Annotated in this window: 21 protein-coding genes, 1 tRNA gene and 1 rRNA gene; 13 read left to right on the plus strand and 10 right to left on the minus strand. The window is 56.0% G+C overall.

The annotated features are described in order from the left end of the window. The 4 genes from rrf to C1A08_RS05995 form a co-directional block, all read left to right on the plus strand. A 5S ribosomal RNA gene (gene rrf, locus C1A08_RS05980) occupies positions 1-93 on the plus strand; the annotation flags it as partial. A gap of 1,063 nt (positions 94-1,156) precedes the next feature. Next, positions 1,157-1,339, plus strand: coding sequence for a YtxH domain-containing protein (locus C1A08_RS05985; protein WP_055205672.1), 183 nt, complete (start codon positions 1,157-1,159; stop codon positions 1,337-1,339). Positions 1,340-1,352: 13 nt separating this feature from the next. Next, positions 1,353-1,724: a hypothetical protein gene (locus C1A08_RS05990; RefSeq protein ID WP_055205673.1), complete on the plus strand. Its 372-nt coding sequence runs from the start codon at positions 1,353-1,355 to the stop codon at positions 1,722-1,724. Further along, entirely contained in the window at positions 1,717-2,019 is a 303-nt protein-coding gene (locus C1A08_RS05995; RefSeq protein WP_101572086.1) for a hypothetical protein, read from the plus strand. Before C1A08_RS05990 ends, C1A08_RS05995 begins: the two co-directional genes overlap by 8 nt. A gap of 224 nt (positions 2,020-2,243) precedes the next feature. Here the strand turns inward: C1A08_RS05995 and C1A08_RS06000 are convergent, their stop codons facing one another. Then, complete coding sequence (locus C1A08_RS06000) at positions 2,244-3,254, minus strand: hypothetical protein (RefSeq protein ID WP_101572088.1); 1,011 nt, start codon at positions 3,252-3,254, stop codon at positions 2,244-2,246. 452 nt (positions 3,255-3,706) lie between these two features. Here C1A08_RS06000 and C1A08_RS06005 point away from each other — a divergent pair, with 452 nt between their 5' ends. Further along, on the plus strand, positions 3,707-4,813 hold the full coding sequence (locus C1A08_RS06005; protein ID WP_145996526.1) for a BF3164 family lipoprotein: 1,107 nt from the start codon (positions 3,707-3,709) through the stop codon (positions 4,811-4,813). Positions 4,814-4,957: 144 nt separating this feature from the next. Here C1A08_RS06005 and C1A08_RS06010 read toward each other — a convergent pair. Next, positions 4,958-5,031: transfer RNA gene (locus tag C1A08_RS06010), tRNA-Met, on the minus strand. A gap of 173 nt (positions 5,032-5,204) precedes the next feature. Here C1A08_RS06010 and C1A08_RS06015 point away from each other — a divergent pair. Then, positions 5,205-6,335, plus strand: coding sequence for an alkaline phosphatase (locus tag C1A08_RS06015; protein ID WP_101572092.1), 1,131 nt, complete (start codon positions 5,205-5,207; stop codon positions 6,333-6,335). Positions 6,336-6,397: 62 nt separating this feature from the next. On the opposite strand, the gene C1A08_RS06020 is transcribed toward C1A08_RS06015, so the two are convergent. From C1A08_RS06020 to C1A08_RS06030, 3 genes are all read right to left on the minus strand, one after another. Then, positions 6,398-8,659, minus strand: coding sequence for a heavy metal translocating P-type ATPase (locus C1A08_RS06020; RefSeq protein ID WP_101572094.1), 2,262 nt, complete (start codon positions 8,657-8,659; stop codon positions 6,398-6,400). A 110-nt stretch (positions 8,660-8,769) separates the two neighbouring features. Beyond that, positions 8,770-9,867, minus strand: coding sequence for an NAD(P)H-dependent flavin oxidoreductase (locus C1A08_RS06025; RefSeq protein ID WP_055205679.1), 1,098 nt, complete (start codon positions 9,865-9,867; stop codon positions 8,770-8,772). A 171-nt stretch (positions 9,868-10,038) separates the two neighbouring features. Beyond that, positions 10,039-10,872 carry a GIN domain-containing protein gene (locus tag C1A08_RS06030; RefSeq protein ID WP_101572097.1) on the minus strand — a complete coding sequence of 278 codons (834 nt, stop codon included), beginning with the start codon at positions 10,870-10,872 and terminating at the stop codon, positions 10,039-10,041. A gap of 186 nt (positions 10,873-11,058) precedes the next feature. On the opposite strand from C1A08_RS06030, the gene pdxA reads away from it, so the two are divergent. The 7 genes from pdxA to C1A08_RS06065 all read left to right on the plus strand — a co-directional run bounded on the left by pdxA (position 11,059) and on the right by C1A08_RS06065 (position 18,833). After that, positions 11,059-12,153 carry a 4-hydroxythreonine-4-phosphate dehydrogenase PdxA gene (gene pdxA, locus C1A08_RS06035; RefSeq protein WP_101572099.1) on the plus strand — a complete coding sequence of 365 codons (1,095 nt, stop codon included), beginning with the start codon at positions 11,059-11,061 and terminating at the stop codon, positions 12,151-12,153. A 53-nt stretch (positions 12,154-12,206) separates the two neighbouring features. Continuing rightward, entirely contained in the window at positions 12,207-14,150 is a 1,944-nt protein-coding gene (thrS, locus tag C1A08_RS06040) for a threonine--tRNA ligase (protein ID WP_101572393.1), read from the plus strand. 136 nt (positions 14,151-14,286) lie between these two features. Further along, positions 14,287-14,823, plus strand: a complete 537-nt coding sequence (gene infC, locus C1A08_RS06045; RefSeq protein WP_055205682.1) for a translation initiation factor IF-3 — start codon at positions 14,287-14,289, stop codon at positions 14,821-14,823. A 103-nt stretch (positions 14,824-14,926) separates the two neighbouring features. Further along, entirely contained in the window at positions 14,927-15,709 is a 783-nt protein-coding gene (locus C1A08_RS06050; protein ID WP_145996527.1) for a hypothetical protein, read from the plus strand. Between the two features lie 39 nt (positions 15,710-15,748). Then, complete coding sequence (locus C1A08_RS06055) at positions 15,749-16,798, plus strand: hypothetical protein (protein ID WP_101572103.1); 1,050 nt, start codon at positions 15,749-15,751, stop codon at positions 16,796-16,798. Between the two features lie 51 nt (positions 16,799-16,849). Further along, positions 16,850-18,607, plus strand: coding sequence for a beta-L-arabinofuranosidase domain-containing protein (locus C1A08_RS06060; protein ID WP_101572105.1), 1,758 nt, complete (start codon positions 16,850-16,852; stop codon positions 18,605-18,607). 19 nt (positions 18,608-18,626) lie between these two features. Continuing rightward, complete coding sequence (locus tag C1A08_RS06065) at positions 18,627-18,833, plus strand: heavy-metal-associated domain-containing protein (RefSeq protein WP_055205686.1); 207 nt, start codon at positions 18,627-18,629, stop codon at positions 18,831-18,833. Positions 18,834-18,900: 67 nt separating this feature from the next. Here C1A08_RS06065 and C1A08_RS06070 read toward each other — a convergent pair whose 3' ends face one another. The 5 genes from C1A08_RS06070 to C1A08_RS06090 form a co-directional block, all read right to left on the minus strand. After that, complete coding sequence (locus C1A08_RS06070) at positions 18,901-20,430, minus strand: DUF4832 domain-containing protein (RefSeq protein ID WP_101572106.1); 1,530 nt, start codon at positions 20,428-20,430, stop codon at positions 18,901-18,903. Between the two features lie 108 nt (positions 20,431-20,538). Beyond that, a complete protein-coding gene (locus C1A08_RS06075; protein WP_101572396.1) occupies positions 20,539-21,696 on the minus strand; it encodes an MFS transporter in 1,158 nt (385 codons plus the stop codon). A 153-nt stretch (positions 21,697-21,849) separates the two neighbouring features. Further along, positions 21,850-22,845, minus strand: a complete 996-nt coding sequence (locus C1A08_RS06080; protein WP_055205688.1) for a cation diffusion facilitator family transporter — start codon at positions 22,843-22,845, stop codon at positions 21,850-21,852. A gap of 135 nt (positions 22,846-22,980) precedes the next feature. Next, positions 22,981-24,366 carry a cytochrome-c peroxidase gene (locus C1A08_RS06085; protein ID WP_101572108.1) on the minus strand — a complete coding sequence of 462 codons (1,386 nt, stop codon included), beginning with the start codon at positions 24,364-24,366 and terminating at the stop codon, positions 22,981-22,983. A 111-nt stretch (positions 24,367-24,477) separates the two neighbouring features. Continuing rightward, positions 24,478-26,790 carry a glycosyl hydrolase family 28-related protein gene (locus C1A08_RS06090; RefSeq protein ID WP_180951532.1) on the minus strand — a complete coding sequence of 771 codons (2,313 nt, stop codon included), beginning with the start codon at positions 26,788-26,790 and terminating at the stop codon, positions 24,478-24,480. Between the last annotated feature and the right edge of the window lie 12 nt (positions 26,791-26,802).

Here is a 26,802-nt window from a genome sequence, read left to right on the forward strand (position 1 = left end):
GGTTCCACCTCTTCCCATTCCGAACAGAGAAGTTAAGCCCGTTCACGCCGATGGTACTGCAGTAACATGTGGGAGAGTAGGTAGCCGCCTCCTTAGAGTCCTCCGAGCATTCGGGGGACTCTTTTTTTATGCGGCAAAAGGGTTGAATCAAGGGGCCATCGGTGACCGATACTACTTGTCCGTTTTTGAAGGTTACTCGTATAACGGGCGCTTCGTCTCGTTCGAACGAAAAATGGTTTGAGGATCGGAGTGTTGTACGGAATCCCGGGCTTGCAGGTTTCCAATAGCTGAATTTATTTCGGCGAACAAACAAATACTATAAATCATTGGTTATTTGCATATTGGTCGGAATGGACGTTCTCATTAAATAAGAACGCACATTTAATCGTAGAAATTGGCTGCGTTAAAAAAGTTAGTTCCGGAATTTATGGCAATGGCAGTAACCGGTTGGTTCGTAATTGGATCTAATGTTTGTAAAGTTTGTGCAAAACTTGTTCCCCTGCCTGTACTTCCATAGTTTGCAGCACTTATGGGTACATTTGAATTGATACTGACCATCGCCCCCATCGCCCTAAGAACCGCATTTTGTTGTCCCGACTCTGCCGTGTTCAGACTCGTGGAATTTTGTCGCAAGCTTAAAGACGAATATCCGTTATTCATTAATGTCGTTTTGTCTTCGATGATTCGTGCATTATCCCCGGTCCTATGCTTTCGAGCCGGTTGGTAGATGCGACGTAATACCAGTCTCCGCCGATTACCGCGCTTTTCTCGTCTTCTTCCATGTAGCTACCATGGCAAATTTTTCAAGGTTCAGTTTTTTTAGCATGGTCGATTGTCTTTAGGTTTGCTTTGGGGGATATTCGCAATTTATACGAAAATAATAATATCATTAAAATAGCAATATCGGCTCTGTTTTTTTAGGGGGAAGGAGTTGTGCGGATGATGCGTGTCTGGGGCCCGGATTTGTAAATTTCCTTATGGCGGGGGGAGCGGTATTTCTGAGAAAGCTCCGTTTTTATTTTTGGCCGGATTGCCGGAAAGTCCGCAATTTTTCCGTGAAATGGGAATTGTGGTTTGTTTTTTGTTAAAACCGAATACGGAACACTGTAATCCGGTATTTCAGAAATTATTTTTCAAACCTTAAAAAATTAAAATCATGAAAGGTCAATGCTTTTTTTCGTTTCTGGGCGGAGCTGCCATCGGTGCGGTCGTAGCCCTGCTGCTGGCTCCCGATTCGGGGCAGAACACGCGTCACAAAATCGTCGATAAGATCAAACACGGCGAGCAGAAGGTAAAGGATGCCGTAGAGGAGGAATTGTACGCCCACAAACAACAGTAAATCCGCCGTAGGTATGGAAAACAACGACAGGGGCCGGATCGGACAGGCGACTCGGGATGTGAAGGATTATGCGGCGCTCTATGCGGATCGTCTGCGGCTCGGCCTGATCGAGAATCTTTCGACCTTTTTCAACGCGCTGTTCGGCGTGGTCGTCCTGATTGTTTTGCTGTGGATCGCCGCGATGTTCTTTGCCGTGGCCCTGACGTGGGTGATCGGCATGTTAATCGGGTCGATGCTCGGCGCCATACTGTTGATGGGAGGGCTGTTCGTCGTGCTGGCGGCGATCGTATATGCGGTACGCCGCAGGCTGATCGTCGATCAGATGGCCAGGATGTTCGGCAAAATGGTGTATGACATGCGTAAAAAACATTCGGACGATGAGTAAAGTACATTATCAGCGGATCCGTTCGCTGCAGGACGTCAAGATCGAACGCTTGCGCGTGGAAAATGAATTGGACGCGGTCGAACGGAGGTTGCGGGACGATTACCGCGGGATCTCGAAGATGTTCTCGGTGGGCTACCTGATGGAGCAGATCACCGGGAAGGCCAACCTGATCTATAACATCGTGCAATGGAGTATGTCCGGGTATAACTTCGTCCATTCGATGATCGACAAGTACAAAGCCATGAATGCCGAACGCTCCGGTAAAAATTCCGGGGAGACTGAAAACGACTCCTGACCGGAAATCTGCCGGAAGAAAATAAGCGTAGAACGGCTGCAATTGTTTGCGGCTGCTCCACGCTTTTGGAAACGCTCCGAAAGAGCGTTTCCGAATTTATTTTAGCATATAAAAAGGTTCGGAAATTCTCCGAACCTTTTTATGTATATCTCCCGACGGTGAAAAATCGGGATACGGGCCGCTTGCCGGTATGGATGTTCGAAAGCGGATGTAACTTCTTATTGTTATTTGTCCCGGTTCGAAAGATATTCTTTTACTACATTGTAATAATCGTCCGGTTTTTCTCCGTTGGGATAGCGTTTGTGGGCCGTTTTGCTCTCTTTGGTGTCGGCAATTCCCCAGAAGATCGCATCGCACGTGTCGTCGTATGAGCCGAAGATGCAGTATTCGGACGCTTCGCCTGCCCAGGCTACTTTCTCTTTCCATTGATCCAGCGTGCTGCGTTTCCAGTCTGCGGGAGCCACTCCTTCGTTCGGGCAGACGAACCGCACCGTGTTATCCGAACTCGAAGAGCGGTTGCGGTAACCCCATCCGTCCGAAGCGACGAAATCCATCGGGGAGTTGACCTGGCAGGTGCCGATCCGGAATTTAGCCAGGTAGTCTTTCTCGTTGTCCGGCGCGGCGTCGTACATTTCCCGGAAGTTTTCGCCCATGTAGAAAACCACCAGCATCGGCCGGTCGTCTCCGTAGCCGTATTTGCGGTAAACATCCTTCTGGGCCCAGTTTTCCCAGATGCGTTTGGCGATGCCGTTCCAGTAGGCCAACGTGTGGGCCGCCGGGTTGCCGATGAACATGATGAACTGCATCCCCAGTTCGTTGCACACCGTTTCGATGGTTTCGAGCTGGTACTTGGTATCCACGTCCCACAGGGCGTTTTCGTTGGGCTGGCATCCCGGCCAGCTCGCGGGAACGGTCGCCCATTGGCTGGGATTGGTCAGGTCGATGATCACGTTGTTGATGCCGGCCTGTTGGATCGTGGAAAGGATCGCGCGGGCCTGGTCGATGTTTTTGTAATCGTGATCGGTGATCCACTTGTCGCCTACCTTGAACTTGATGACTCCTTCGTTCGCGCTGCGGCAGCAAATCAGGATATGGGTCATCGGGACGGGGCCTTCGGTTACGGAGGTCGAGTCGGTGCCGGAATTAGAACCGGCATTGCCTTTGGACGGGTTTTCGGCGCATCCGAACCAGGCCAGGGTTGCCGCCAGAAGGCAGCATGTCAAGAAACGTTTCATAATAATGTGGGGTTAGTTGGTAATGATACGAGTTTTGTAAATGGTTGTCGGTACGTTCGATTCAGCGAGTTTTTTGAGACTTTTTTCGGAGTGTCATCTTCCGTGTTTGATACAAATATAACGATTCATTCGGGAATCGAATCCATTTTATATAAGGAAAATGAATTCGGTTTCGATTTCGGAATCGGCGATCTTGTCGATAGTCATGCTGAATTAGGAGTATGAAAAGAATAAAAATGCGATGAGAATTGAACTTTAAATAGTAAATTTGGATAAAATATCTTCGCTGATGAGGATTTAATATAGGAAAAAATTAGGTTGAGCCGGTGTTCCGTTGCGGATCACGTAGTTTTGTGGAATATGTCGTTCCAAATGCACATGGTACGGTCGGGGTAAGTGTTCCAAATAATTGTTGATTTGTAAATAAGAGCGGAGTTTTAATAGGATTGGGTATGAATAAACGATGTGTTGTTTCGGTCGTAGCGTTTTCTTTTTTTGTTTCAGCCTGCCGACAGGTTGTCGTTCCTTCGGCGGATTACATGATTCTGGACGAGGTCGCATATGTCGATACGTTTCCGCAAACTTTTACGATCGGCCAGGGGACGCTTTTCGATCCGGATGTAATCGGGGTATCGAGTATTGTTATTCGGGATTCATTGCTGCTCATTTCCACATCCGATAATAAGGGGTACTGGTCGCTTGTCTCATTGCCCGAATATAAGCATTTGGGGAAATATTTGATGAAGGGAAACGGACCCAACGAACTGTTGTCTTCGCCTTGGGTGAAGCAGCAAAATTTTCTGAAAGAGCAAGGCCGGCTCAAAGCTATTATATACAGTTTTCCGACAGGGAAATCCTATAAAATGGACTTATCTGAAACGATAAAAAACAAGGCGCTTCGTATGAGAATGATGCAAGATTCTTTTCCTCGGAATCTGACGGCGTTTATCGTATTGGACAGTACGACTTTTTTATGTAAAGAGATTAATGAAGAGCATACCCGACAAATAAGATACATTCTGCATAAAGGAGAAAAAACGATTCCGGAGAATCTCGAAAAGTTAAATTTTTCTTCCGTGCGTGCGGGAGAAGATTTTAATATTCTGTCGACGGCAACGAAATGCAATGCCGACGGTAGCCGGATTGTCGAAGCTCCTAACAGATTAAATCAGATTAACGTATATTCTCCGGACGGCTCTTTCGGGAAAACGATTTGTGTCGGCAGACAGTTGGATCGTATCGGCGACGTGCAAGATCTCGATCCCCAAAGCAGAAAGCGCACTTATATGGATCTGGTCGCATTCCCTGATTTTTTCGGCGCTTTGTACCTGGGTGAGAAAAGAGAAAATATCGGAAAGGAGATGTCGAAAAAGCCGGTGATTCAGTTTTTCGACTGGGATGGGAATCCATTGGCCGAAGTGAAATTGGATCGGTTTGTTTCTGCGTATGCCGTCGATTTGATCAACGGGGATTTGTATGCGCTGAATTATAATATGGAGGAGATGTATAAATATGATTTTAAAGAAATTCTGGAGAAATTGAATAAGCGGAGCGATTAGGTGTGACTGTTTGATTTGATAGCATCGATATCCGTCGATAAAGCGAAGCGGATGTCGCATCGCTTTATGGGTATGTGTGTAACTCGCGATTTTACTAAGTTGATAAACGAAAAAGGTTATGACGGAAGTCATAACCTTTTATAGTAGCGGGACGGGGACTTGAACCCCGGACCTCATGATTATGAATCATGCGCTCTAACCAGCTGAGCTATCCCGCCGTCATTCGGCGTTTGCGAGTGCAAAAGTAGCAAATATTTCGTTTCGCACAAATTATCCGTCCGCATTTTTTGCTCGAAAATCATTTTAACGGGAACTTAACCGCTACCTTCGGGTAAAAATCGTATCTTTGTTAAGCGAAAAACAGATTTTGTCAACTTAAAAATAGAAGAAGATGAAAAAAATTGTCTTGGGACTGCTTGTCGTATGGATGGCCGCATTGACGGCGGATTTGTCGGCCAAATCCGGACCGGGCCCGAAAAAAAGCGGAAAATGCGCGGTAAAGAATGTGATTTACATGATTGGCGACGGGATGGGATTGTCGCAAGTGTCGATGATGATGCTTGAGAACGGCTACCGGCCCACGGCGTTCGACCGCAGCGGGAACATCGCCCTGATTAAGACCTATTCGGCGAACAACCGCGTAACCGATTCGGCCGCTGCCGGGACCGCTCTGGCATCGGGGAACAAAACCGATAACGGTATGCTCGGAATGGGGCCCGACGGGCAGATTTTCAAATCGATTATGGAGCGGGCCAAAGAGGAGGGATACCAGACCGGTTTGGTCGTAACCGTCTACCTACAACATGCGACTCCGGGCGCTTTCTTCGCACACGTGCCCAGCCGCGGCGATCTGGACGTAATTTCCGAGCAGTTCGTCGAAAGCGGCGTGGACGTTGCGTTGGGCGGCGGCAAGAAGTTCCTGCAGGAAGGACAGAAGGACGGCAAGCCGCTGATCGACGCGCTGAAAACGAAGGACTACCGCGTCGTGTACGATATGAACGAACTGAACGGGGTGGACCGCGGCAAGGTGGTCGGACTGTTCGCCGACGAGTACATGCCGACGGTGATGAAGGGCCGCGACGAAAACTACCTGTGCAATGCGACCAAAAAGGCGCTCGAAATCCTGTCGAACAATGCGGCCGGCTCCAAAAAGGGTTTCATGGTGATGATCGAAGGATCGCAGATCGATTCGGAAGGGCACGCCAACAATGCGGAAGGCATCCTGGCCGAGACGCGCGATTTCGAACGGGCTGTCGGCGCTGCGATGGATTTTGCCGACACCCATCCCGGCACGCTGGTCGTCGTGACGGCAGATCACGAAACTTCCGGACTGTCGATCACGAGCAACAAGACCGATTTCACGCTCTCCGAAAGCGGGATCGGATACCAGTTCGGCACGACCGGACATACCGGTACGTTGGTGCCCGTTTACCTGTACGGCGCGTGCGCCGACCGGATCAACGGGATCATGGACAACACCGACCTGCCGAAAGAAATCGCAGCGTTGATGCGGCTGAAATAGTACCTGCGGATTTTATCCGATATGCAGAACGCTCTCCCCGACCGGGGAGAGCGTTCTGTGTTTTAATCGGCGCGAACGTTGTTCGGGCGGCCGGACGAAAGAGGCGGCGTTCCTGTGGACATCCATTTCAGACGCAGGCTGTTGGCGACTACCGATACGGAACTGAACGCCATGGCGGCTCCGGCCAGCATCGGATTCATCAGGATGCCGTACAGCGGGTAGAGCACGCCGGCCGCGATCGGGATGCCGATCAGGTTGTAAATAAACGCCCAGAACAGGTTCTGCCGGATCAGCCGGACGGTTTTGCGCGACAGAACGTAGGCTTTCGGCAGCAGCAGCAAGTCGGAATTCATCAGCGTGACCATCGCGACGTCCATTGCGATGTCGGTGCCGTGCCCCATTGCGATGCTGACGTCGGCGCGAGCCAGCGCTTGCGAGTCGTTGATGCCGTCGCCGACCATCGCTACGCGCTTACCTTCCCGCTGCAATTGCTGGATGTATTTGTCTTTGTCGTCGGGCAACACTTCGGCCCGGTAATGGCGGATGCCGAGCCGTTCGGCCAGCGCGGCCGCTGTCTTACGGCTGTCTCCGGTCAGCATGGCGATGTCGATGTGCAGCCTGCGCAGTTGGTCGAGGGCGGGCGGCGTGGTCGCTTTCAGCGTATCGTTGATAACGATGACGGCCAGCAGTCGGTCGGCCGTGCCGAAATAGACGATGCTTGCGCCAGTCTGCTGGGCCGTTTCGATCCGCACGTCCGTTTCTTCGGCCGGCGCGGCGCCTTGTTCGGCCATCAGGTTGCGGCTGCCGAGCCAGTAGTCCGCGTTGCCGGCCGTAAAACGGATTCCACGCCCGGTCAGACTGACGAACGAGGTCACTTCGCAGGGTTGCGCTTCGTGTGCCGACAGGTAGTTTACGATGGCGCTGGCCAGCGGATGTTCGGATTTCATTTCGGCGGCGCAGATCATGTTTCGGTACTCCGGCAGGTCGGGGCCTGCGGCGATCCAGTCGACGACCGAAGGGCGCCCTTCGGTCAGCGTACCGGTCTTGTCCATGACGACGGTATCGATCCGGCACAGTTGTTCGAGGGCCGTCGCGTCCTTGATTAGGATCTGGTTCTCGGCTCCTTTGCCGATGCCGACCATCAGCGCGGTCGGCGTAGCCAGTCCCAGCGCGCAGGGACAGGCGATGACCAGCACCGAGACGGCCGATAGCAGGGCATACGAAAAATAGTCCATGCCGCCGATGGCTAGCCACAGCGCGAAGGTCAGCAGCGCGATGCCGATGACCGTCGGCACGAAAACCGCGGCGATCCGGTCGGCGATGCGCTGCACGGGGGCTTTGCTGCCCTGGGCTTGTTGTACCATGCGGATGATCCGGGCCAGCAGCGTGTCGCTGCCGACTCCGGTGGTTTCGAGAACGAACGTCCCGCGCGAATTGATCGTGCCGGCCACCACTTTGTCCCCGGCCTCTTTGCCGACGGGCAGCGGTTCGCCGGTGATCATGCTTTCGTCTACGTACGACGATCCGTCGCGAACGACGCCGTCCACCGGGATTTTTTCGCCCGGGCGTACCGAAACCCGGTCGCCCACCTGCAATGCGGAGATCGGAACGTCCTCTTCGTGATCGCCCCTCACGAGCCGGGCGGTGGTCGGCTGCAGGCCGATCAGTCTTTTAATGGCGGACGATGTGTTGCTTTTGGCGCGTTCCTCGAGCAGTTTGCCGACCAGCACGAATGCGATGATTACGCAGGCGGCTTCGTAATAGACGTGCGGTTCGAGTCCGCGCCGGAGCCAGAACTGCGGGTAAACGGTGTTGAACAGGCTGAACAGGAAAGCGATCGACGTGCTGAGGGCCACCAGCGTATCCATGTTGGCCTGCCGGTGGCGCAGTTGTTTCCATCCGTTGACGAAAAAGCCGCGCCCGAAAAAAAACAATACCGGCAGCGACAGTACGAGCATGATCCAGTTGCCGTAAGGCATGTGCATGAACAGCATGGCGATCACGACGATCGGCAGCGAGAACAGCCACGCTCCGATCGTGCCGTACCGCAGGCGCAGGTAGCGGTTGCGTTCGGCCTGCTGCTGTTTGACCTCTCCGCCCTGTTCGTCGATGATCAGGTCGTATCCCGAAGCCTGGACGGCGGCGCGGATTTGCTGCGGCGTGATCTGCGATTCGTCGAATCCGACCGACAGCCGGTTGGATGCGAAATTCACCGATGCGTCGGTGACTCCGGGCAGTTTCCGCACGGTTTGTTCGACGCTCATGGCGCAGGACGCGCAGCTCATTTCCAGTACCGGGTAATTTTTGCGAACGGTTTCCTTCATAACTTAAATTTCGATTAATCGACAGGTATCAAACAAAAACGATACCCAAAGATAGGAAATATCTCCGAATACCGTTTTGAAAACAGGCGGCCGCCCGTCCCTGTCTGGCGTTATACCGACAGCGGGCCGCGTTTGCGGCGCAGTTCCGCCGCGCGGAACTCGGCCTGTAGCGAAGCGATCGTTTCGCGGACGCTCGTGATCTTTTTGGACAGGAACGCATTGGCTCCTGCGAAAGCGTATCCGCGGGACAGGTTGCCTTTGGCCGCATTGTACAGCGCCATGATAATGCAGTAGGGACTTTTGGTGTAGTCGCAGGTCTTGATGCAGTGGAACGGACATTTCTTCGGACGGGTCAGCCCTTCGCGCACCCGGCGGATGAACTCCCCGGCGATCGCGCGCCCCGGCATTCCTACCGGGCTGGCGATGATTTCGATGTCTTCCTCGCGGGAATTGATATAAGTGTCCTTGAACGCCTGCGACGCGTCGCATTCTTCGGTCGTCACGAACTTGCTGCCGAGCTGCACCCCGTCGGCGCCGAGTTCCATGATCCGGTAGATGTCTTCGCCGGTATAGAGTCCTCCGGCGGCGATCACCGGGATGCGGCGGCCGTAGAGCTTTTCGAAATGCCGCGCTTCGGCGACCACTTCCGGAACGATGTGTTCCAGCGAGTAGTTGGCGTCGTCGATCTGGTTGTTTTTATAGCCGAGGTGACCGCCCGCTTTCGGACCTTCGACGACGATGGCGTCGGGCAGGTAGTCGTAGTTCGCTTTCCATTTTTCGCAGATGATCTTCGCCGCGCGGGCCGAAGAGACGATGGGCACCAGTTTCGTGGTGCTCTCCCGCTGTAAGTAGGACGGCAGGTCGAGCGGCAGTCCCGCGCCGGAGAAGATGATATCGGCCTTCTCCGCGATCGATGTTTTGACCATGTCCGAGAAGTTGCTCAGCGCGACCATGACGTTGACCCCGATCACGCCGCGCGTTTTTGCGCGCGCCTTGCGGATCTCTTCTTTGAGACCCATTATGCTGTTCGTCAGATAGTCTTTCGAGAATTTCGGGTACAGCAGGCCCATTCCGGCGCACGAGATCACTCCGACGCCTCCTTCGTTGGCTACGGCCGAGGCCAGTCCCGAGAGGGAAATGCCTACTCCCATACCGCCTTGGATGATAGGCAGTTTGATGGTAAGATCTCCGATTTTAAAGGATTTCATTCATTCAGGTTTAGAATTACGTCGCAAATATAATTTATTTATGACGTGTTCCGTCAAAATAAATTGTAAATATACGATGTCTAAATGCAAAAAAGACGAAGCCGCCCAACTCAAGGGGCGGCCCGTCCAACAAAACAAAACTAATCCTAATCTAATTATGCAGTTGACTTGTCAGAGTGCTTTTTTTATCGACGATGCGGAAGAGATGGTGATGCTCCGGATCGTCGGGTCTCCTTTGTAAGTGATGCTGGAGGCGCTGTTTCCGTTGGCCGTCAGGTCTCCCAGTACGGTTCCGGTGTTTACTTTCGACGCCGAGGACGCTTCGATCCGGCAATCCCGCGAACTGAGTTGCTGCCCGTCGAAATTCGAAGCTCCGCTGGCCTTGATGTCGGCGATCCCGGCGTTGCCGGCCATGCGGATGCGCGAGGCCCCGGAGATATCGCAGAACAGGTTGCCGCTGAACTCCCGGATATCGGCTTTCGAGGCCCCGTTCAGGATGCCGTTCAATTCCCGGCAGTTGATCGCGGCGTCGGTCATCCGGCTGGCTCCGCTGCATTGCAGGTTTACCTCTCCGGTGACCGCGATCTCCGGCCCGTTGAGTTTGGCCGCTCCGTTCAGTTCGATCTGCAGGGCGTTGCTTTCGAAACCGCCGCTGCAAACGATGCTGGCCGCTCCCGACCCGTGAATGAATTCGGGGTGCGGCAGATAGATTCTGGCGCGGCAAACCAGGTTGTTTTCGAAACGGAGCGGAGCGTTCGTCCTGAATCCGACCGTGACTACGCCCCGACCGTCCAACTCGAACAGCAGGATATCCTCGTATTCGGCGTTGACCTCTACGACGGCATACGTCCGGTCGGAGCGGATCAACTCCACGTTGAAAGAGCCGGAGGCCGCTACGCCGACGATCGGTTTCCCTTCGAAACGGGTCAGCCGTACCATCTGGGTCTGGGCTGCCAGAGCGATTCCCGGGACGAGCAATGCGAACAAAAAGAGTATTTTTCTCATAACGGGTCGTGATTATCCGGAACGGAATCCTGTGAAATTATTTATACAACGGGAAAGATGTGTAAAAGTTACAGTTGCAGTGCGATATTTATTCGAGATAGTTTTATATCTTTGCATATTCTATTTTCGAACGGCGGTTGTCTGCGGGTTTTAGCCGGAGACGCCGGAATTTCAAATAAATGACGTATGAGTGATTCCAAAATACGGATCGGTATTACGCAGGGCGATGTGAACGGCATCGGATACGAGGTGATTATCAAGACGCTTTGCGATCCGCGAATGTGCGAATTGTGCACGCCGATCGTTTACGGTTCGGCCAAGGCGGCTTCTTTTTATAAAAAACAGATCGACGCGGCGGAAAACTTCGGATTCAGTACGGTTGTGTCGGCCCGCGAGGCCGCTCCGAAACGGATCAGCCTGGTCGATTGCGTGTCCGGCGACTTGCGCGTCGAACCGGGCGTGCTGAGCGCGGCGGCCGGCGAGGCTTCCGTCGCTGCGCTCCGGGCTGCGGCCGCCGACCTGAAAGCCGGCCTGATCGACGCGGTGGTTACGGCTCCGATCTGCAAGGAGAACGTGCAGGGCGAACAGTTCGGCTTTACCGGGCATACCGAATTTTTCGCGCACGAATTCGGCGGCGATCCGCTGATGCTGATGTGCAGCGATCTGCTGAAGGTGGGGCTGGTAACCATTCATATCCCGGTTTCGGAGGTCAGCGCATCGGTTACCAAACAGCGGATCGTGACCAAGTTGCGCGAGCTCCGGCAGTCGCTGATCCAGGATTTCTCGGTGCGCGAACCGCGCATCGCCGTACTGAGTCTCAATCCGCATGCCGGCGACGGAGGATTGATCGGCAGCGAGGAGAAGGAGATCATCGTTCCGGCCATTCAGGCTGCTTCCCAGCAGAAAATACTGGCTTTCGGACCGTTTGCCGCTGACGGCTTTTTCGCTTCGGCCGGTTATATGAAATACGACGCCGTGCTGGCGATGTACCACGATCAGGGACTCGCTCCATTCAAGGCGCTCAGTTGCGGCGGGGTGAACTTTACGGCGGGGTTGCCGGTCGTCCGTACCAGTCCGGCGCACGGCGTGGGCTTCGACATCGCCGGGGAGAACCGGGCCGACGAGAGCGCAATGCGCGATGCGATCTACCTCGCGCTCGACGTAGTGCGCAGCCGCCGCCTATACGCGGCGATTACGGCGAACCCGTTGCAGAAATACAAACGGGACAGCGGCGCCGACGTGTCGGCATCCGAGCTGCCCGATGAACCGGAAAAAGCATAACGAATACCAGCCGGCGCAGCTCGTATTGCGCCGGATAAACGAATAGATTCATGATGATAAAAGTAACTTTTCCCGACGGCGGCATTCGTGAGTACGCCCAGGGAACGACCGCAATGCAAATTGCGGAGAGCATCAGCCCGCGCCTGGCGCAGGAGGTGTTGTCGGCTTCGGTCAACGGCGAGATCGTCGATCTGAACCGCCCGATCAACGAAGATTCGTCGGTCAAATTGCACAAATGGGAAGATCCCGAAGGCAAGAAAGCGTTCTGGCACTCTTCGTCGCATCTGTTGGCCGAGGCGCTCGAAGCGCTCTATCCGGGGATCAAGTTCGGGATTGGGCCGAGCATCGAGAACGGCTTTTACTACGATGTGGACAGTCCGACGCCGATCACCGAAGGCGATCTGCCGAAGATCGAGAAAAAGATGGAAGAACTGGCGCGTACGAAGGAGGCGATCTGTCGCCGCGAGGTCAGCAAGTCCGAGGCGATGAAGACCTATACCGAAAAAGGCGACCAGTATAAAGTGGAATTGATCGAGGGGCTCGAAGACGGGACGATCAGTTTCTATACGAACGGTAATTTTACCGATTTGTGCCGCGGGCCGCACCTGCCGCACATGGGGTACGTGAAGGCGATCAAGCTGACTTCGGTGGCCGGGGCCTACTGGCGCGGCAACGAGAACAACAAGATGCTGACCCGTATCTACGGAATCACGTTTCCGAAAAAATCGATGCTCGACGAATACCTGGCGATGCTCGAGGAGGCCAAGAAGCGCGACCACCGCAAGCTCGGCAAGGAGCTCGAACTGTTTTGTTTCTCGCCGCGCGTGGGAGCGGGCTTGCCGTTGTGGCTGCCGAAAGGCGCTGCGCTCAGAGATCGTTTGGAACACTTTTTGAGGAACGTGCAGAAGCAGTATGGGTACCTACAGGTAATCACGCCGCACATCGGGATGAAAGACCTGTACGTTACTTCGGGGCATTACGCCAAGTACGGGAAAGACTCGTTCCAGCCGATCCATACGCCGGATGACAGCGAGGAGTTTCTGCTCAAGCCGATGAACTGCCCGCACCACTGCGAAATCTACAAATTCAAACCGCGTTCTTACAAAGATCTGCCGTTGCGTTTCGCCGAATTCGGCACCGTGTACCGCTACGAACAGAGCGGCGAGTTGCACGGGCTGACCCGGGTGCGCGGGTTTACGCAGGACGACGCCCACATCTTTTGCCGTCCCGACCAGTTGAAGGACGAGTTCATGAAGGTGATCGACATCGTGCTGTATATTTTCAAGACGTTGAGTTTCGATAAATTTACCGCACAGGTGTCGCTGCGCGATCCGAACAACAAGGAGAAGTACATCGGCTCGGACGAAAACTGGCACAAGGCCGAACAGGCGATCATCGAGGCGGCCGCCGAAAAGGGACTGAATACGACCGTCGAACTCGGTGAGGCCGCCTTCTACGGGCCGAAGCTGGACTTCATGGTGCGCGATGCGATCGGCCGCCAGTGGCAGCTCGGAACAATCCAGGTGGATTACAACCTGCCCGAACGTTTCGACCTGACTTACAAAGGGTCGGACGACAAGGAGCATCGCCCGATCATGATCCACCGCGCGCCGTTCGGCTCGATGGAGCGTTTCGTGGCCGTCCTGCTTGAGCATACCGGCGGAAAATTCCCGTTGTGGCTGTCTCCCGACCAGGTGGTCGTGCTGCCGATCAGCGAAAAATTCAACGATTATGCGAAAAAAGTTTCAGATTTTCTAAATAATTCCGATATTCGTGCTCAGGTGGACGACCGTAACGAGAAGATCGGACGGAAGATCCGGGACAACGAACTGAAACGGATTCCGTTCCTGCTGATCGTCGGGGAAAAGGAGGAACAGGAAGGCACGGTGGCTGTCCGCGCCCAGGGCGAAGGCGACAAGGGCGTGATGACGAAGGACGATTTCGTCGGACTGATCCGCAAGATGGTCGCCGACGAGATTCAGAAGTTGAATAAATAGAAAAGGATGAAAACGGGAGGCGGATGCCGCGCCGGAACCGGAGCCGCAAACGGCTCCCGTTTTTACAGATAAAATTTTGTTTCACTAACGTAAGGAGGACAAAACTATAATTACGAAACCACAATCGAGACCCTACATGAGGGGAAGAATGCCGGAAAAAGAGGCCGCGCATAAGATCAATAATTTTATTACGGCGCCGCAGGTCAGGGTGGTCGGCGACAATATCGAGCAGCCGGAGGTGATGTCGCTGCGCGATGCGCTGAACAAAGCCGACGAGATGGGCCTGGATCTGGTGGAGATCTCTCCGAAGGCCGATCCGCCCGTATGCCGGATCGTCGATTATTCGAAATTCCTTTATCAGCAGAAGAAAAAGGCGAAAGAGATCAAATCGAAGATCGTCAAGGTGGTGGTCAAGGAGATCCGTTTCGGGCCCAATACCGACGACCACGATTACGATTTTAAACTGAAACACGCCGAGAACTTCCTGAAAGAGGGGGCTAAGGTGAAAGCCTACGTCTTTTTCAGAGGACGCCAGATCGTGTTCAAGGATCAGGGCGAAATCTTGTTGCTGCGTTTCGCGACCGATCTGGAAGAGCTGGCCAAAGTGGAGCAGATGCCGCGCCTCGAAGGGAAGCGGATGATCCTGATTCTGGCTCCGAAGCCGAAGAAGTAGCGTTTCTTCCCGGCCCCGATCGGGCCTGCAAACAAGCCCGGAGAGAATCAGGTTTCTTTCCGGGAATTTGTGTTTTTAAGAGAACTGACCTAAAACTGACCGAATGATGAAAAGATGGTTGCTCGTTTTCTGCGCGTTTCTGTGCGCCGGGAGTTTCGTTTCCTGCGGCGTGCAGCGTTATCGGGTCGATTCCGCGAGCCGGGTCGTCGACACCGCCGGCACTTTCCGGAACGACCGGTTGGGATTGTCGTTCTACTTCGGCAGTTTTTATACGCAGCATGGGAGTTGCCCGCTGGATCGGGCGGCGGCCCGTATGCTGGCTGCCTGCGAGATCGACCCGAAAACCGATACGGTTCTGTTCGGCGGCGGGATGATGTTCTGCGTTCTTCGCTATTCGCGTCCGTCTTACCTGAATGAGACGAAAAAACATCCGCTCAGTTGGGAGCATCACCGGAATTGTTCGGTTTATCCGTTGCTCGATACGGTACAGAACCGGCCCTCCGGCTTTGTCGCGGAGCAGAAATGCCTGTTCTCGAACGAGAACCTGCGGAAATATTGTACGCCCGAAGAGATCGAACTGTTGACGACTTCGTCGTTTACCCGCAAAGTGAAAGTCTGCAAACGCGCCAAAACGGTGCTGATCGAAGACCTGATTCCCTGGAAGGGACATGCCGTTTCGATGATCTATGTCCTGAAAATGTGGAACGGTAAGGACTGGGACGAATTCCAGACCTGGAAAGGGGGCGGCCACTTGTCCGATCCGTCGGCTCCGGACAATATGATGAGCTATTGGCGCCGGCCGCAGAGCGATTTCGACCTGCGGCTGACTCGCGAGAACGGTATGCGGATGAAGCTGCCTTCCCGCATACCGGAGCAGCCGGAATAACGAAAAACCATTTCCAACCTAACTAACTGATTCAAAACGATGAAAAAAAGAACGATTCGATTCGGAGCGCTTGCGGCAATCCTGATCCTGACGGCCGGAACGCTTTGCTGCGCGGACGTTTCCGGCGGAAAAGACAACCGGAAAGTTACTCCTGTTCCGCCGTCCGAGCGCGAGGTGGGCATCGCCTACACTTCTTGGATGGATAACGATATTTGGGGAAATACGTGGGGGATGCCGGCGCTGGGCCGGTACGATTCGCGTGACCGCCGCGTCATGCGCAAACATGCCGAGTGGCTGACCGATGCGGGCGTCGACTTTATCTGGCTCGACTGGTCGAACAACGTGACTTACGATCCCGACGAATTTTGGGTAGGCGGGAAGCAGGATTTGATCGAGGACGCTACGGCCATCCTGTTCGACGAGTACTACAAGATGGGCAAAGTAAGGATGAAACATCCGAAGATCAGTATTTTCATCGGGGTGACCGGGGCTCCGGAAGCCGCTGACGACGGCCGGTTGCAGAAGAAGGCCGACCAGGTGTACGACATGTACGCCAACAATCCGAAATACAAGGACATGATGCAGCTATACCTGGGTAAGCCGCTGTTGGTGGTGTATGTCGATACGCCGTCGCCGTGGCAGAACGGAACCCCGGAGTGGAACGACGACCGTTTCACGGTACGCTGGATGACCGGGTACGTCTCGGAACAGCCGTCGCTGCGCACCGAAGACCGGGTCAGCAAATACGGTTACTGGGCATGGGAAGACCGCGGCGAGCAGACCTATCCGATCTACGACGGGAAACCCGAGACGATGGTCGTCTGCGCTGCGACCCGCAAGCAGGGCGATCCGGGCGATGCCGGTTACATTCCGGAAAAAGGACGCCGCGACGGGCAAACGCTCCGAGAGCAGTTCGCCCGCGCCCGGGAGATCGGAACCCGTTTTGCGATGGTCGTGTCGTGGAACGAATGGACGACCGGCGAACAGCCGAGCGTCGAGGTCAGCAAGGATATCGAGCCCTCCGTGGAGCACGGCGACAAATATTTGAAAATATTGAAGGAAGAGATCCGCAGGTTCAAGTCCGAGTGACGGATGTTTGGCAGCGGGAATTAGAACTACTGAATCAAAATCGAAGAACCGATGAAAGGAAAATTTTGGAGTTATCTGGCAGTGTTCTGCTCAGCCGGTTTTATGGCGGGTTGCTTGCAGGACGGGGATCGGACGCTGGCTCCGGCCGGATTCGAGAACGTTACGGTCGGCGGTGAATTGGGCGATCGCCTGAGCCGCAATTTCGACCGGATGGAAACCGAACTGTATCAGCCGGAACAGGTCTATTGGACCGAACAGGAGTCGGGCGGATGGCCCGGCGACAAGGAGGGGCGGACGATTCTCGCCCTGGTGCTCGACGGACGCGCTTCGCATCGCGAGCCGAAATACCTCGGCGAACTGATCCGCCTGCTGCCCGAACACCTGAACGCCAAAGGCTATCTCGGTTCGATCCACGAAGGGGAGGTCGACGAACAGCAGTTGTCCGGGCATGGCTGGCTGTTGCGCGGGCTGTGCGAATATTATGCGTGGAAACAGGATCCGCAGGCACTGGAAATCGCGCGGACGATCGTGGACAGCTTGTTCATTCCGATCGCGCCGTTCGTCGACAAATATCCGCTCAGCGACAAGGAGCGAATTGCCGGTACGGGAGACATGTCCGGCAGCGTGCAGAATACGGTTGGCGGCTGGCGGCTGTCGTCGGATATCGGCTGCGTATTCATCGGGATGGAAGGATTGATCCATTCGTACCAGTATGTTCCGTCGGAGCAGTCCAAGGCATTGATAGAAAAGCTGATCGCTCTTTTTGAGAGAATGGATCTGGTGGGAATCAAGGCGCAGACTCATGCGTCGTTGACCGCCATGCGCGGGATGTTGCGCTATGCGGCCCTGACCGGGGATACGACGCTGATTTCTAAGGTCGAGACACGCTGGAAATTGTATAAAGAGTTCGGCATGACCGAAAATTACGAGAACTACAACTGGTTCGAGCGTTACGATACCTGGACGGAGCCTTGCGCGATCATCGATTCTTATCTGGTCGCCACGCAGTTGTGGGCTGTTACGCGGAATCCGCAGTACCTCGAGGACGCCGATAAGATCTACCTGAACGGGATAGCCGCTACGCAGCGTGCCAACGGCGGATTCGGGTGCGACCGGCCGGTGGGCGTCGTGTCGCCCGACTTGGCGATCCATGCCGACGAGGCGACCTGGTGCTGCACGATGCGCGGCGGAGAGGGATTGGGCCGCGCTGCGGAATACGCCTATTTCGTAGAGGCGGATACGGTGTACGTTCCGTTCTATCACGAGAGTACGCTCGCGCTGCCCGACCGAAACATCGCGCTCTCGCAACATACCGGTTACCCGTTCGGGAACCGGGTCGAGTTCATCGTGACCGAAGCGCCGAAGCGCGTCGTGACCCTTGCGCTGGCGGTGCCGTCTTACCTTCGTCCCGATTCGGTGCAACTGCCGTCGCATTCGGATGTTTCGGCACATTTCGTGCAGGGATTCCTGCGGGTGAGCGGGCATTTCGACGCCGGCGATACGGTGGCGCTGAATTACGGCTTCGAACCCCGCTGGGTGCCGCTCGAGAACCGGGATATTGCCGATAAAACGCTTTATAAGGCGATGTATGGGCCGTTGGTGCTCGGTTATGAAGCGGACGCTCCGCTGGAACTGGCCGGGAAAGAATTCCCGATCGTCGCCGACGGACCGGATGCTTTCCGGATTGAAGGTACGGAGTTCCGGCTTACGCCGCTGTACCATCTGCTTGACCCGGCCGTTTCGTCCGGAGCGAATTACCACCGGATGGTGACCGTGAAAATGGATACCGCGACAGTTTGTCTCGAATAGAATATAGAATGAAGAAGATATGAAAACAGCAAGATTCAAAACTAACGCCAAGTGCGGCGGATGCGTCGCCCGCATCGGGGAGGCGCTGAACAAGATCGTGCCGGCCGAAAGCTGGTCGATCGATTTGAGCACGCCCGAGAGAATATTGACCGTAACGTCCGACCTGTCCGACGGGGAGATCGTCCGGACGGTGGAGCAGGCCGGATACAAGGCCGAAGTTCTGTAAAAGCATCTATGACACGACGAAGGGGTTCCGCTTTGAAAAGCGGAACCCCTTCGTCGTGTCCGTCGGTTTATTCGCTAACCGTAATCCGTCCCAGTTTATAGCGTCGCCGTCCGTCATTGCCGTTGTAGGGCAGTTCGTAGACCGGGGTGCCGTCGCGCATACCGGCCGAGACGTACAGGTCGTAAACGCCCGGTTTGCACGCGCGGAAAAAAGTGCCCGCTTTGTCGGCATAGCGCGGAGCGATCCGGAACGTCGAAACGATTTGCCGTTCTTCGGTTTTTCCCGCTTCGCAAACCGGAAGCGAGCGCAGGTCGAAATCGTCGACCACCAGCGCCGATACGATTCCCCCTTTGTCGTCTTTCAACGTGAAACACGGGTGGCCGCCGCGGTAGCAGGGGGCTACGCCCGCATTGCTCCATGCGGAACGGATTTCCAACGGTTCGCCCATTTTTACGCTTTCGGGCCACGATATTCCGGATACCTGCAGGCGGTAACCTATCCGGCGGTTGATCCGGTCGATCGCGTCGCGGTTCTCTTCGAGCAGGATGCGCGGCCACCAGTGAATCGACATGAACGAGGCGTGGTAATCCTCGACGGACTTGACCAGCAGATTTTTGTCCCAACTGCCGCGCTCTTTCGATCCGCCGTAGTGTTCGTGTTCGAGGATTACCGGCAGCGTCGGCCAGAAGAGCTGAGCCATTTCGCTGTGGTACCACGAATGAGGCGGCGGTTGCACCAGGATGCTGTCGTCGCGGATGGTCACGCCGCGCGAGAAGGCGTAATCGGTGATCGGGAAACGGCTGCCCGGCGCGTCGTGCCCGGCAAAGTCGTCCGAGATGCAAAGTTGGGTGTTTTTGAAATGCTTGCAGTACAGGTCGATGTGTTTTTTCTGGGTTTCCAGGCCCCATGAACGGCCGTGCTTCGGCGTGCTCATGACCGTATGGCCCTCGCCCCACATCCCGAAGTGTCCGACGTCCACGAAGGCGACGTGCGGGTTGCGGTCGTAGCGTTCGGCCATCGCCCGCAAAAAGTTTTCCACCTTCTCTATGAATACCGGGTCTTCGTAGTCGGGTTCGAGGTAATGACCTTCGACGTCGTATCCCGTCGCTCCGGCGTCGAATACCCATTTCGGCGTGGCGTGGTACAGCCAGCTTTCGGTCGCGCTGACGCGGAAGGCGACGTATTTGCCTTTGTCGATCCAGCGCTGCGCCGGGGTGTCGAGCAGTTCCCAGACGAATTTGCCTTCCTCGGGTTCGAGAAAGGCCCACGGAACCCGCAGGTAGACGGTGCTCAGCCCCGGAAAATCGTCCAGCGTATCGGACGGTTCGAGCTGCGATCCGTAGTTGGAGAGGATGTTCGAGTAAAAATGCATCGTCCAGCCCATGCCCGGGTTGGTCAGCGCCCGGCCGTGATCCCGAAGCGCGGCGGTGAACCGGCCGTTTTCGGAAGTGATGTCGTCGGTTGCCGCTGAGGGTAGGCTTCCGGCGGCCGTGCCGCTCGACGGCCGCGCTGCGACCTGATCGTACATTCCCGCGGCGAGGGCGGCGGTTACGAGTCCCGCCTGCTGCAAAAAAGTGCGTCGGTTGATTTTTTTCATATCGGTATCGTTTGATACGTTTCGTTCAAATATAGCGAAAAAAATCGTATGCGATACTTCTCGGAAGGGGATTTCGGCCGCCTGTTCCGGCGGAGCGGAAGCCCGGAACTATTTCTGTCGCAGCATCGGGGCGGCGACGGTCGTCGTGAGGCCGATCAGGGCGATCAGCGCGAACGACCAACGCAGATTCAACGCGTGGGCGATGAAGCCGATTACCGGCGGGCCGAGCAGAAACCCGAAAAATCCGATCGTCGAGACGGTCGCCAGCGCCACCCCCGGCAGCATCGTTTTCGACCGCCCGGCCAAGCTGTAACACAACGGCACGACCGACGACGTCCCGAATCCGACCAGCAAAAATCCCAGCGTGGCGGTAGTCAGGTGCGGGAACAGCACCGACAGCAGCAACCCGGTCGCGATGACGATGCCGCTGGCGCGGATCACCCGGATCGCCCCGAACCGCGTTACGAGCCGGTCGGCGGTGAACCGGCCGCAGGCCATCGTGCACATGAAGGCGATGTAGCCGAGCCGGATCAGCTCTTTCGGAGGTCGGATGACCGTTTCGAAATAGACGCCGCTCCAGTCGAACATGGTTCCCTCGCAGGCCATGCTGCCGAAAGCGATCAGTCCGAGCAGCAGGATGTAACGGTCGGGACGGACGAAAACCTTTTTCGTTTTTTTTTCGTCGGCCGGCTTGGCGTCGCGCGGCAGCATCGAGCCGCGCATCGTGACGAGCACCGCGAATGTAACCGCATAAATGATGCAGAAATGCATCAGCGGCGGAATGTCGTAACCGACCATCAGCGTGCTGACCAGCCCTCCGCAGAATCCGGCCAGCGACCACAAGCCGTGGAACGACGCCATGATACTGCGGTTGTAGAGCCGTTCGACGCCGACTCCCTGCGTGTTGACGGCGATGTTGCACAGGTTGGCCGTGATGCCGAACAGGAAGAGTCCCAGCGTGAGCTGTCCGATCGACGAGGCCGCTCCGAGCCCGACCAGCGCGGCCGGGTAGAGCAACGCTGCTACGGTCAGTACCAGCTTGCTGCCGTAGCGGCTGACCAGGTAGCCCGACAGCGCCATTGCGGAGAGTTGTCCGACCGGTAGTGCGAACAGCACCGATCCGAGCACCGCTTCGTTCAGGTGCAGGGCGTCTTTGATGTCGGGGATGCGGCTGGCCCAGCTCGAAAATACCAGGCCCTGAATAAAGAAAAAAGCGCTGACCGAGATCCGGTAGTATTTCGTAGCGCTCAGTGACAATGTTCCCATCGTAAAAATTTTCCCTCGAAATTTCCGCGGCAAATGTACGGAATTTTTGAAAACGGCTGTCGTTTTCGAAAAAGAGTTTTGCGGGGATGTTTCCGGACCGGTTTTGTGAGCGACGGCCGGCGTCGTTGCGGAGAGGTGGGGGAGCCGAAACGGTTACTCGTCGCGGTCTTCGTCCGTTTCGGTCAGTTCCCGCAGCGTGTAGATCAATGGAGCCGCAAACCGTTCGCGGCGGTACGGGCAGTCGCCGACGGCGCAGTGGCTACAGTGTTTTTCGTCGCACGAATCGGTGTGAATCGACAGCAGCACCCGGTCGGAGAATCCTTTTCGGATGGTTTCCCGCAGTTCGGTGCAGGCCGCGTGTCCCTGACGGATGTTGTAATACCACGGCAGCGTCAGGTCGCAGTCGATGTAGAAGTAACTGCCGTATTGGATCATTTTCAAGTTATGGATGTCGATCCAGTCCGGGTGCGGGTTTTCCGCGATGGTCGTCCGCATTTTTTCGAGGTATTCGCGGTCGGCTTCGTCGGTCAGATTGGCCACGGTTTTACGCAGGATCGAAAAGCCCGTCCAGACGATAATGCCGCCGAAGATCAGCGCCAGCGCGCTGTCGATCCAGCCGATGCGGGTTACGTACAGCAGCAACAGGCCTGCGACCAGGCCGATCGACGAATAGGTGTCCGATTGCAAGTGCCGGCCCCCGGCCACCAGCGCGATCGAATCGTATCGGCGGCCCGTGCGGATGCTGTACCGGCCGAGCAGGTAGTTGACCGCTCCGGCCGCGGCTACCAATACGATACCGATATCCAGTTTTTCGATCGCGGCCGGTTCGAAAAGCCGCCTGACGCCTTCGAAAATGATGATCCCGCCCGCCACGGCGATCAGCAGTCCTTCGACCGATGCCGAGATCAGTTCGATTTTCCCGTGTCCGAACGGGTGGTTTTCGTCTTTCGGTTTGGCGGCCCGGTACAGGCTGTACAGACTGATGAATCCGGCGATTACGTTGACGATGCTTTCCATCGCGTCGGTCAGGATACCCACCGAATTGGTCAGGGCGAACGCCAGAAATTTGCCGCCCATCAGCAGTACCGAACAGGCGATAATCCGCCGTTGTACCCGTTGTTTGATTTCGCTTTCGGTTCTGCTTTTCATGTTTCGTCGTTTTTTGGTTTGGTGCGGAGTGCGTTTTGCCGGGTCGAACGACGGTCGTGTGGCGCGTTCCGTATTCCGGGAAATGAAAAATTCCGCCGACAGCGGAATTTTTCAAGGTATTTCTCCGTCGAAGGATCAGTTCAGGGCGCTGCCGTCCGTGAGCGGCAGCCCGTTGAGCTTTCCGGTCAGGGTTTCGAGGAATGCGGTCAGGTCGTTCACGTCGCTTTCGGGCAGCGTTTTCCCGACCTGGTATTTCGCCATGTCGCTGACCGCCTCGTCCAGCGTCTGACGCGTCCCGTCGTGATAGTAGGGAGCCGTCAACGCTACGTTCCGCAGTCCGGGAACTTTGAATCGGTGCAGGTCGTAGTCCGTTTTGGTTTGCTTGTGGCGGCCGTTGTCTTCTTCGGTCATTTCCGTTCCGCGGTCGGCGAAGTAGTCGCCGTAGAGTCCCATCAGTTCGTAGGACTGTCCGCCGAGCGTCGGGCCGACGTGACAGGTCGCGCAGCGGTTCTCTTTGAAAAGTTCGTATCCGTGAAGCTCCTCCGCGCTCAACGCCGTCGAATCGCCTTTCAGGTAGAGGTCGAACCGCGAATCGGGCGTGAGCAGCGTTTTTTCGTATTCGGCGATGGCGTCCGTGATGGTTTCGCCCGAGTAGCCTTCCGGGTAAACGGCGGTGAAAGCGTTCGTAAAGATTTTGTCCGCTTTCAATTTCCCGATGATTTCGTCCCACGACGCGCTGGCCATTTCGACCGGGTTCAACGGCGGGCCGCCGGCCTGTTCGGCAAGATCCGCCGCCCGGCCGTCCCAGAACTGCACGAAGTTGTAGACGGCATTGAACACGGTCGGGGCGTTGACGCCGCCGAGTTGCTTGCCCACTCCTTCCGAGTACGCTTTGTTGTCGACGCCGCCGGTTTGCAGGTTATGGCACGACGCGCACGAAACCGTGTTGTCCGACGACAGCCGCGGATCGTTGTACAGCATTTCGCCGAGTGCGACTTTGCGGATGTCCACCGGGATCGAATCGGCGATCGGTTGGATGGGTTCGTTGGCGAAAACGGTCGCCGACAGGTTATTCGGATAGTGTTCCGCCCGGTGTTTTTTCACCCAATCGAGCAGGATCTCCTTTTTGGCGTCGGTAAGCGACGATCCCCAGTGCACGAGGTAGTATTTGGCCATCGGCATCGAGCCGTCGGCAACCGATTTTTCGATTTTCGACAGGGTGACTTCGCCGACCGGCCTGCCGTCCGAAAGCGCCCGGTACGCTTCCGTCAGGTCGGTGTGTTTGAGCGCCTCGGATACGTCTTTCTTGACGATATCGCCTGCGACCGGCAGGCTGGCATAGAAGGGCAGGTTCGGTGTCGCGCTGTGGCAGTCCAGACAGCCGCCGTCGTCGAAGATCGCTTTTACCCGCATTTCGGCCGTCAGTTCGGGAGCCGGAATCCGGTTCACCGCATGATAGGTGATCGTCAGCGCGATAGCGATTACCGCCAGCGCCAGAATGACTTTTACGCTTTTTTTCATTTTTTGTTCGGGTTTATTGCCGTAAATCCGGTTTGCAAATACGGACTTATGGGGTAAAGATAAGCAGGTTGTCTGAAATTTCAAACAAAAAAATCATTTCCTTCGGAAAGATCAGTCGACGGCGGCTTTTCGGATCCGCGCGCCGTTTCCGTCGATTCCCAGGGCGTAAGTGCCGTCTTCGGGAATATCGACCGTCAACGTCCGTTGCGTCCATGTTTCGGAACTGAAATCCGCTCGTGCGACCGGCACGCTCTCTTCGAACAGGCTTAGTCTGTCGGCGTAGAGCGATCCGTCGCCCTGTACTTCCGCCGTGAAGGTGTGCCTGCCGCGGGTCAGATAAAGCCCTTCGTACAGACGTCCTCCGTCGGCGTAGCCGCAGCCGTCCCGGACGCCCGCGTCGCCCCGCATCGTCCAGTAGGCGCGGCCGTGTTCGAAGTTTCCGTTCTGGAACGTGCCGCTGCTGCGGATGCCGCAGTCGGAGATGAAATTGGTCGGCCGGATGCAGAGCAAGTCGCAAGGACTGAGGTAGCTGTTGCGGTAGATGCGGACGTTTTTGATCGGCGAGTAGTCGTCCTGCTCGGTGTTGTCGAACGGTTGTTTGCCGAAATAGGGATTGTCGGGCCAGGTGCCGACCGCATATCCCCCTTTGAGGACGCAATCGTAGACCGTGATGCTGTCGATTTCGGTGTCGCCCCAGTCCGGGTTGTCGGTTCCCCACGGGATGAAGGCGATCGCCTTGCCGCCGCCCGAATTGATGTAGCTGTGGCAGGCGGTTACATTGCGGATCGAATTGTCGGCGTCCGGCCGCGCCCACCACCACAGGATGCCGCGCGGGTCGTCGTAAGCGGTCCACAGCACCACGCCGTCGTCGTTCGATTCGAGGAACGCGCGGACGATCTTGACGTTGTGCGTTCCGACGCCGAGTCCCAGGCCGTCGCCGCTGACGCACTGAACCTCGTGCATCTTCAGGTTGCCGATGAAGACGTTCTCGCAGGCGTAAAACGCCGTGTGGTAGTTGTTCGAACGGACGATGTCGAGGTTCGACACTTCGATGTTGCGCACGTTCCACAGCCCGATCGGAATGACGTGGATGCGGTCGGCGCAGTAACGCTGGTAATCTTCCTCGGCGTAGCGCTCGTCCTGGCATTCGGGATCCATCGAACGGATCTTGCCGGGGCCGGTGATCTTGATGTTTTCGATGCTTTTGCCCTGGAGCAGCGGCAGGTTCGAAACGTGCATGTTGTGCGTCCAGTTGATGCCGGGGATCGACCCTTCGTGCCCGTAGGCCGGTTTATACTTGTAATCGCGCGCGTCCTGCGACTGCCAAAGGATCGCGCCTTCGGCGATGTGCAGTTCGATGTTGCTTTTCAGCAGGATGTTGGTCGCGACATAGCGTTTGCCGTAAAACGAGCCGTCGCCGTCGAGCACGACCCGTCCGCCCCCCTTCGCGGCAGCGTCGTCGATCGCCGCCTGGATGGCGTCGGTATCGTCGGTGAATCCGTCTCCCTTGGCTCCGTAGTCGGTAGCGTGAACCGTGAGCGAAGGCAATGCGAAAGCGTAGGGATTCTCTTCGAAATCGTTCCAGTTGTCGATGTAGAAGCGCGGCCCGATCTTTAGAAAATTGCCTTTGTCGTCTTTGACGACCGCCAGGAACTGGCTGCTCAGCCGCGTCATGTCGCCATTGCGCATCGGGATGCCTGCGATGCGGAATTCCGGAGTCAGTTCGCCTTCGTACAATTCGGTCATCCGGTCGATATCGTCTTCGGGTTGTAGCATCGAAGTTTCGTAAATCGCGATTCGGGAGTATCGATTGCGGTATTTCGGGTCGATGCTGCCGGTGACCGCGATCTCATGCGGCGTGGCGGTGCAGCCGTCGATCCGGCCGGCCTGCGGTTCGAGCGCGGCCTCCTGCTCGAACGTGATCCGGTCGATTCGGAGCATGCCCTTGCCGCCGAGCGGTTCGATCCGGAAACCCTTCAGGCGGCCTTTGGCGTGCGGGTTGTCCGACAGGTTGAGGTAGCAGGTTTTTTTCGGCGAATTCGGTTCGATTTCGAAAATCTTGGATTTCGCTTCGTCATAGGTGCTGTCCCGGTCGGTGATGAAACGGAGTCGCAGCCGGGTCGCGGAACTCCGGTTCTCCATCAGCAGGAGTACCGTGTTGCGTTTTTCGAGCGTCGGATTGTAGAGCAGGTGCCGGCTGTCCGCCAGCGGCGGCGAGCTGAGCGAAGAACCTTTGCGGAACGTGTATTCCAACGCTCCGTCTCGGGTCGCCACGCTGCCGTTTACGGCGGTAAACCGTTCGGCAGAGCCGGGTTGTTCGAAAGTCAGCCCGGGAGTCGGGCCCGGCTGGGCCGGGGCCTGTCCGGTCAGCGACAAGGCGGCGCAAAGCAGCAGGCTGCGAAAAGGGGAGATTTTTTTGGGCATACGGTCGGTTTT

The sequence above is a fragment of the Alistipes sp. cv1 genome (assembly GCF_900240235.1).
Taxonomy (GTDB): Bacteria; Bacteroidota; Bacteroidia; order Bacteroidales; family Rikenellaceae; genus Alistipes_A; species Alistipes_A hominis.

Bases quoted from the DNA above. Each gene is read 5' to 3' on its own strand.
- C1A08_RS05985 (WP_055205672.1), top strand. From the start codon at position 1,157: ATGAAAGGTCAATGCTTTTTTTCGTTTCTGGGCGGAGCTGCCATCGGT.
- C1A08_RS05990 (WP_055205673.1), top strand. From the start codon at position 1,353: ATGGAAAACAACGACAGGGGCCGGATCGGACAGGCGACTCGGGATGTG.
- C1A08_RS05995 (WP_101572086.1), top strand. From the start codon at position 1,717: ATGAGTAAAGTACATTATCAGCGGATCCGTTCGCTGCAGGACGTCAAG.
- C1A08_RS06000 (WP_101572088.1), bottom strand. From the start codon at position 3,254: ATGAAACGTTTCTTGACATGCTGCCTTCTGGCGGCAACCCTGGCCTGG.
- C1A08_RS06005 (WP_145996526.1), top strand. From the start codon at position 3,707: ATGAATAAACGATGTGTTGTTTCGGTCGTAGCGTTTTCTTTTTTTGTT.
- C1A08_RS06015 (WP_101572092.1), top strand. From the start codon at position 5,205: ATGAAAAAAATTGTCTTGGGACTGCTTGTCGTATGGATGGCCGCATTG.
- C1A08_RS06020 (WP_101572094.1), bottom strand. From the start codon at position 8,659: ATGAAGGAAACCGTTCGCAAAAATTACCCGGTACTGGAAATGAGCTGC.
- C1A08_RS06025 (WP_055205679.1), bottom strand. From the start codon at position 9,867: ATGAAATCCTTTAAAATCGGAGATCTTACCATCAAACTGCCTATCATC.
- C1A08_RS06030 (WP_101572097.1), bottom strand. From the start codon at position 10,872: ATGAGAAAAATACTCTTTTTGTTCGCATTGCTCGTCCCGGGAATCGCT.
- pdxA (WP_101572099.1), top strand. From the start codon at position 11,059: ATGAGTGATTCCAAAATACGGATCGGTATTACGCAGGGCGATGTGAAC.
- thrS (WP_101572393.1), top strand. From the start codon at position 12,207: ATGATAAAAGTAACTTTTCCCGACGGCGGCATTCGTGAGTACGCCCAG.
- infC (WP_055205682.1), top strand. From the start codon at position 14,287: ATGAGGGGAAGAATGCCGGAAAAAGAGGCCGCGCATAAGATCAATAAT.
- C1A08_RS06050 (WP_145996527.1), top strand. From the start codon at position 14,927: ATGATGAAAAGATGGTTGCTCGTTTTCTGCGCGTTTCTGTGCGCCGGG.
- C1A08_RS06055 (WP_101572103.1), top strand. From the start codon at position 15,749: ATGAAAAAAAGAACGATTCGATTCGGAGCGCTTGCGGCAATCCTGATC.
- C1A08_RS06060 (WP_101572105.1), top strand. From the start codon at position 16,850: ATGAAAGGAAAATTTTGGAGTTATCTGGCAGTGTTCTGCTCAGCCGGT.
- C1A08_RS06065 (WP_055205686.1), top strand. From the start codon at position 18,627: ATGAAAACAGCAAGATTCAAAACTAACGCCAAGTGCGGCGGATGCGTC.
- C1A08_RS06070 (WP_101572106.1), bottom strand. From the start codon at position 20,430: ATGAAAAAAATCAACCGACGCACTTTTTTGCAGCAGGCGGGACTCGTA.
- C1A08_RS06075 (WP_101572396.1), bottom strand. From the start codon at position 21,696: ATGGGAACATTGTCACTGAGCGCTACGAAATACTACCGGATCTCGGTC.
- C1A08_RS06080 (WP_055205688.1), bottom strand. From the start codon at position 22,845: ATGAAAAGCAGAACCGAAAGCGAAATCAAACAACGGGTACAACGGCGG.
- C1A08_RS06085 (WP_101572108.1), bottom strand. From the start codon at position 24,366: ATGAAAAAAAGCGTAAAAGTCATTCTGGCGCTGGCGGTAATCGCTATC.
- C1A08_RS06090 (WP_180951532.1), bottom strand. From the start codon at position 26,790: ATGCCCAAAAAAATCTCCCCTTTTCGCAGCCTGCTGCTTTGCGCCGCC.